Annotated in this window: 1 protein-coding gene; it reads left to right on the forward strand. The window is 64.5% G+C overall.

Going from position 1 to position 600, the window contains the following annotated elements; genetic code table 11:
- Positions 1 to 600: flavodoxin-dependent (E)-4-hydroxy-3-methylbut-2-enyl-diphosphate synthase (locus tag IE252_RS42915; protein WP_190094938.1), on the forward strand; the 600-nt coding region annotated here is incomplete at both ends.

The raw sequence follows: 600 nt of genomic DNA on the forward strand, positions 1-600 counted from the left end.
CTGGTGGAGTCGGCGCTGTGGGAGGCGTCGCTGTTCGAGGAGCATGATTTCCGGGATATCAAGATCTCGGTGAAGCACAACGATCCTGTGGTGATGGTCGAGGCGTACCGGCAGCTTGCGGCGCAGTGTGACTATCCGCTGCACCTGGGTGTGACGGAGGCGGGTCCGGCGTTCCAGGGGACGATCAAGTCGGCGGTGGCTTTTGGTGCGCTGCTGAGCCAGGGGATCGGGGACACGATCCGGGTTTCTCTGTCGGCGCCGCCGGCGGAGGAGATCAAGGTCGGGATGCAGATCCTGGAGTCGCTGAACCTGCGCCAGCGGCGTCTGGAGATCGTGTCGTGTCCGTCGTGTGGTCGTGCGCAGGTGGATGTGTACAAGCTGGCCGAGGAGGTCACGGCGGGTCTGGAGGGCATGGAGGTGCCGCTTCGGGTCGCGGTGATGGGGTGTGTCGTGAACGGGCCTGGTGAGGCGCGTGAGGCTGACCTGGGTGTCGCCTCGGGCAACGGCAAGGGGCAGATCTTCGTGAAGGGTGAGGTCATCAAGACCGTGCCCGAGTCGAAGATCGTCGAGACGCTGATCGAGGAGGCGATGAAGATCGCC

Source organism: Streptomyces melanogenes, from assembly GCF_014649795.1.
Classification (GTDB): domain Bacteria; phylum Actinomycetota; class Actinomycetes; order Streptomycetales; family Streptomycetaceae; genus Streptomyces; species Streptomyces noboritoensis.